This is a genomic window from Gammaproteobacteria bacterium, from assembly GCA_003696665.1.
Taxonomy (GTDB): Bacteria; Pseudomonadota; Gammaproteobacteria; order Enterobacterales.
In genome coordinates this window covers 1-1,776 of the sequence record RFGJ01000570.1, presented here as the reverse complement: position 1 = coordinate 1,776, position 1,776 = coordinate 1, and the positions used below count along the sequence as shown (strand labels likewise).

The window sequence follows — 1,776 nt, the reverse complement described above, 5'->3', positions numbered from 1 at the left end:
CTCAGCATATACTCGTTATAATCTTCGATTGTCTCGAATGCATCGCGCGACGGGTTTTGCATGAGATCGTCCTTGCGAACAACGGGAACAGCATCGAAAAGCTGATACGCAGTGGTGGCTGGCACGGGATCACAAAGCCCATCAGGAACAGTGCCCAGGTCAATGTACGCATCAGCAACTACGCGGGCTGGCTTTGCGTAGAAACGGCCAGGCACGATCTGCGATCCTCCACCGAATAATCCGGCGAAATGGTGCTCCATCCGGGCCTTCGCTTCGTCCGTGGACGGTATGGTCGAATCAGGACGACCAGATACCGCACCTGTTCGCATAGCCTGATACGTCGCCGCTTTGGGCATCAGCCCACGATTTGCCAAATTGTGGCGGATAATTTCTTCAGCCGACCGCCGAATCGCGCCTTTAATCCCTTGTGCTGGCATAACCGGCAGTCGAACTCGGCCAAGCGGGTTTGTTTCAGTGACGGCCAGCGGTGTGCGGATTGTTTCGGCGCGCGTTACAGTACAGGGAAACCCTGCGCCACCTTTGGCTCCCCGAACAATACGCCCGGTATCAGGCATGTATCGAAAGTCTCGCTCCGGTGATGAAATATGTAGCGGGCTTTTGAGCGTGAGGATTCCAGAAACTTTTACTTTCATTTGTATATTCTCCTGATCAAACATCTAGAGCTTCGCATTCCGGTTCGGCGCTATTCGTTTTGGCAAGGGTGGCAAGCGCCCAAAGCTCACCTTCGCTTGCGTTCATAATTTCGGCAAGCAGAAAACGTCCGCGTTCTGTCGTTTCGAGTACAGCTGCAATATCCTGACGAATGACGCCATGTTGCAGGCTTTCCAGATTACGATCGAGCGATACAAATGGATGCGGCGGCGTGACCTTTATGCCCGCCTCGCGCGCGATTTGTGCCGCCTCTGCACACATATCGACAAGCTCCATCAAATAAGGCCGATCAATAATCAAAGTGGTGTGGCCGCGCTGTACAAAAAGCATGTTCTTGTCAAGAGTGACGGGCGCATGCCAAATCAAATGTGCAATTGCCGTCAATTTTTCGGCCATGATCGCCACAAAGGGGGGCTCAGGTGGACTGGTCAAAAACCACTGTCTGTGCGTGTCTTTCGTGAGACTATACGCTTTGCCATTTGCACAAATGACGCACTGCTTGAAAAGCCGCATCGGCTCGGCTTTCATCAGCGCCGCGCAATGTGCGCAGATATAATCGGACTCCGGAGCGGCTAGACGGTTGAAGTCGGTGAATTTTGCACTGAATCGAGTGAACTGAACCGGCTCGCCTTCGTCCACATCTCGCCCGCAACAGGCGCACACTCCGGCTTCGTCGGCCATCATTTTGAGTTCAATCTTAAGGCGCGGAAACGCCTCAACCACCAGTCGCGACGGCGAGTACTGCTTGTTCATGCTGCACTCCGCGTGCGTGTGATAATGCCCTTGCCTCGCGACAACATGCGCCCCACAGCCCATGCGCCAGACGGGATTCTGGCTTGCACGCTCATTGTCGCGTTGACGGCCATTAGCCAGCGACCAACTTCTGATTCATGCGGGCGGACAGGATAAGGGACTATCGCATCAATGATGATTGTCGAATAGGCCGATTCGTCCACCATGAATTCAGGCACAAACAGTCCTAATTGTTCCGACTGCGTTTTGAAGGACGACGCAATATGTTTGCCGACATTTTTTACTACGGCTTTTCGGATGGCGGCAGTGTCGCCTTTGGGCGCATCGACGCTCATTATCATATTATGTAGT

The 1,776-nt window shown here is 53.4% G+C and carries 3 protein-coding genes; all 3 read right to left on the bottom strand.

Annotated elements, in window-relative coordinates; genetic code table 11:
* Positions 1–677: hypothetical protein (locus D6694_13930; GenBank protein ID RMH36420.1), on the bottom strand; the 677-nt coding region annotated here is incomplete at its 3' end.
* Positions 670–1,425: a hypothetical protein gene (locus D6694_13925; protein RMH36419.1), complete on the bottom strand. Its 756-nt coding sequence runs from the start codon at positions 1,423–1,425 to the stop codon at positions 670–672. The genes D6694_13930 and D6694_13925, both read right to left, overlap by 8 nt.
* Positions 1,422–1,760 (bottom strand): hypothetical protein, encoded by a 339-nt coding sequence (locus tag D6694_13920; protein RMH36418.1) that lies wholly within the window; start codon positions 1,758–1,760, stop codon positions 1,422–1,424. The genes D6694_13925 and D6694_13920 overlap by 4 nt, the downstream gene beginning before the upstream one ends.
* Between the last annotated feature and the right edge of the window lie 16 nt (positions 1,761–1,776).